This window comes from Actinocrinis sp. (assembly GCF_035938995.1).
Classification (GTDB): Bacteria; Actinomycetota; Actinomycetes; order Streptomycetales; family Catenulisporaceae; genus DASZGI01.
Map to the genome: position 1 here is coordinate 1 of NZ_DASZGI010000167.1, position 3,164 is coordinate 3,164.

Annotated in this window: 3 protein-coding genes and 2 pseudogenes; 3 read left to right on the forward strand and 2 right to left on the reverse strand. The window is 67.1% G+C overall.

The features are described 5' to 3' along the window. Both VGZ32_RS12255 and VGZ32_RS28715 read left to right on the forward strand, forming a co-directional pair. A pseudogene (locus VGZ32_RS12255) lies at positions 1-300 on the forward strand (MBL fold metallo-hydrolase); the annotation flags it as partial. A gap of 61 nt (positions 301-361) precedes the next feature. Continuing rightward, positions 362-1,022: pseudogene (locus tag VGZ32_RS28715) on the forward strand (NAD(P)-dependent oxidoreductase). 107 nt (positions 1,023-1,129) lie between these two features. Here the strand turns inward: VGZ32_RS28715 and VGZ32_RS12270 are convergent. Continuing rightward, positions 1,130-1,555 carry an OsmC family protein gene (locus tag VGZ32_RS12270; RefSeq protein ID WP_326886089.1) on the reverse strand — a complete coding sequence of 142 codons (426 nt, stop codon included), beginning with the start codon at positions 1,553-1,555 and terminating at the stop codon, positions 1,130-1,132. 66 nt (positions 1,556-1,621) lie between these two features. Next, complete coding sequence (locus VGZ32_RS12275) at positions 1,622-2,212, reverse strand: helix-turn-helix domain-containing protein (RefSeq protein WP_326886090.1); 591 nt, start codon at positions 2,210-2,212, stop codon at positions 1,622-1,624. Positions 2,213-2,315: 103 nt separating this feature from the next. On the opposite strand from VGZ32_RS12275, the gene VGZ32_RS12280 reads away from it, so the two are divergent. Next, positions 2,316-3,164, forward strand: an 849-nt coding sequence (locus VGZ32_RS12280) for a zinc-binding alcohol dehydrogenase family protein (protein WP_326886091.1), incomplete at its 3' end; no start/stop codon positions are given.

The following is a 3,164-nucleotide window of genomic DNA, read 5'->3' on the forward strand; positions in this document are numbered from 1 at the left end:
TACAACGGCGTGCACCTGATGATGCTCGAAGGTGGTGGTGGCGGCCTGCAGACGTGGCTGGACGGCATTGACCGGCTCGCCGCGCTCGAACCGCGCCACGTGGTGGCCGGCCACAAGAACCGAGACCTGCCGGACGACCCGCGGATCCTGGACGAGACCCGCCAGTACCTGCGTGACGCGATCCGGCTGCTGGCCGGCAAGCCGGGGCCGTTGGAGTTCTTCGAGGCGATGATGAAGCTCCATGGCGATCGGCTCAACCCGGGGCCGCTGTGGTACAGCGCCCTGGGCCTGCTCGGCTGAGACAAGCCGGGCCGCCATTCGGCTACACGAAAGACGGAGGCTGCCCGCGATGGCCACCCACATGAAGATCGCGATTCTCGACGACTACCAGAAAGTCGCGACGAGCCTGGCCGACTGGGCCTCGCTCGCTGCGGAGGTGGTCGTCTTCACCAAGCCGTTCGCCGGTGCCGACGAGGTGGTCCGCAGCCTCGCCGGATTCGACGTAGTCGTGGCCATGCGGGAGCGCACGCGATTCCCGGCCGACGTCCTGGAGCGGCTGACCGGTCTTCGGCTCCTGATTAGCACCGGCCCGGCCAACGCCGCCATCGACCTCGTGGCTGCGCACAGGCTCGGCATCACGGTGTGCGGGACCCGTTATGAGTCCCATCCCACCATCGAGCACACCTGGGCGTTGATCCTCGGTGCCGCGCGGGCTGGTTGGCGCAGCGGAACTGCGGTCGATGAGGCCCTCGGCTGTCTTGGTCAACACCTCGCGCGGACCGGTCGTCGATGAAGCTGCGTTGATCGACGTCCTGCGCGAGGGCGGGATTCGAGCGGCCGCGCTCGACGTGTACGACACCGAACCACTACCTGCGGACCATCAACTGCGGTTGCTTCCCAACGCGCTGCTCACCGGACACGTGGGATACGTGAACCGTGACTTGTACGAGATCTTCTATCAAGACTCTGTCGAGGACATCATCGCGTTTCAGGCGGGATCTCCCACACGGCTGATGAAGTAGGAGCTGAAGCTGACGACCGGAACGAACTGAAGGCGCCCGCTGACCTGGCGTGACACCAGATCAGCGGGCGCCTTCAGTTCGGTCCGCAGGTGCTTGGCCCGCCCTGGTCAGGAGACCAGCGTCGCGTCCAGCGTGATCTCCGGCACCCCTGCGAGCGCCTTGCTCACCGGGCAGCCCGCCTTTGCGACGAGGGCGTGCTCGGTGAAGGCGGCCTGGTCGATCCCTGGCACTCGGCCGACGGTCACCAGGGCGATCTTCGTGATCGTCGGGGCGCCGTCCACCAGCCGCAGCGTCACCGCGGCGTCGGTCTGCACCGAGTCGGCCGGGTGGCCCGCCTGGGCCAGGATGTTGGACAGGGCCATCGAGAAGCACGCGGCGTGTGCCGCCGCGATCAGCTGCTCGGGGTTGGACCCGGGCCCGTCCTCGAACCGGGACTTGAACGTATAGCCACCGCTGATCGAGTCTCCAGCGGTGAAAGTGCCCGCCCCGGTCGGGACGTCACCCTTCCATTCGGCGCTTCCTCGTGCCGGCATGATTGTCTCCTCACTAAGTACGGGCGCAGTGCGGGGCCACGGCTTCGCCGTGTTGATCGATCTTCGTCAGGCCAATAATTTCATGGCGGCATCGACGAGTTCGTCGCGCAGATCGGCCGGTACCGCCACAAGGCCGGTGACCATCGCACCGTTGATGAGCAGCGCCAGCTGAGACGCGACGCGCTCGGGATCCGAGGCGCCGAGTTCGGCCACGACGGTCGCGAGCCTCCTGCGCATTTCCTCCTTGTTGACCTGCGCGACGACCCGGCCGGGGTGGTTCGGGTCGGGGAGCTCCGTCGCCAGGTTCAGGAATGGGCAGCCCCGATAATCCGAGCGCTCGATCCGCTTCGCGATTCCGGACAGCAACGCCTCGAGTAAAGCGCGCGGGTCCTCGGCGTGCCGCTCCGTGACGCGATCCCACCACGCCCAAAACGACCGGTCCCGCTCCGTGGCGTAGGCGGCGACCAGTTCGTCCTTGGAGCGAAACACCCGATAGAGGCTCGTCTTCGACACGGCGGATCGCTCGACCACCGTGTCGACCCCGGTCGCATGGATCCCCTCGCGGTAGAACAGCTCATTCGCCGTCGCGAGGATGCGCTCGCGGGCGCTCGCCTCACCCTTCGCTGGAGCGCCGCGTCGGGGCCTGGCCGCCTCCATGTCCGCAGTTCCTCTCATCGCGACCTCCTCATTGACATAGTGACAGACCTGTCCGTAACCTGCAATGTGACGTACAGATCAGTAACTTTCCAGGAGGATGGCGATGCTCGCGATCGAGGCGACGACCTTCTCGGGCTACGGCGGATTGCGGCGAACTGAGTCGCCCAGGCCGCAAGCGGACCAGGACAGGGTGCTGGTCCGCGTTACGGCCGCCGGCGTCACGCCCCTCGATCACACGATCCTGTCGGGTGGCCACCCACGAGCCGAGGCGCCCCTGGTGCTCGGAAACGAAGGCGCCGGCGTCATCGAGGATGCGGGCGACACAGGCCTGGAGGCTGGCAGTCGCGTGATGTTCACGGGGCCTTACGGCGTCAGAGAGGCCGGCACGTGGCAGGACTGGCTGTTGGTCAGACCCGAACATCTGACGCTCGTGCCGGACGAGATCGAGGACGTCGTCGCAGCCGCCCTTCCGGTGGCCTATCTGACAGGGCAGGTTGCGTTGGCGCTGGCCGGATTCAAGCAAGGCATGACGGTGCTGGCTCCGGGGATCGGCGGGTCGGTCGGGAACGCGACTTATCAGCTCGCGCGAGCGCAGGGTGCCGGCAAGGTGATTTCCACTGCCGGCAGCGCGTCGAAAGCCGCCAGGGCGCGTGAGCTTGGCCTGGACGACGTGGTGGACTTGAGCGCGGAGGGCCTCGCCGGGGGAGTGCGCCGGATAACGGCCGGCAGGGGCGTGGATGTGGTCATCGAGAGCATCGGCGGCAGCGTGACCAGTGAGGCGCTGAGCAGCCTCGGTGTCGGAGGTGTCCTGATCACGTTGGGCTACTCCGCCGGGGCCAAAACGACGATCGACGTGACCGACCTGATCTGGAAACGCGCGCGGATGGTGGGCTTCTCCCTGTTCGCCCAGCCGCCGACCGCGATCGCCACGGCGTGGCGGGACATCCTCCCG

Coding starts and splice junctions, on each gene's coding strand:
- VGZ32_RS12270 (WP_326886089.1), bottom strand. CDS start 1,555: ATGCCGGCACGAGGAAGCGCCGAATGGAAGGGTGACGTCCCGACCGGG.
- VGZ32_RS12275 (WP_326886090.1), bottom strand. CDS start 2,212: ATGGAGGCGGCCAGGCCCCGACGCGGCGCTCCAGCGAAGGGTGAGGCG.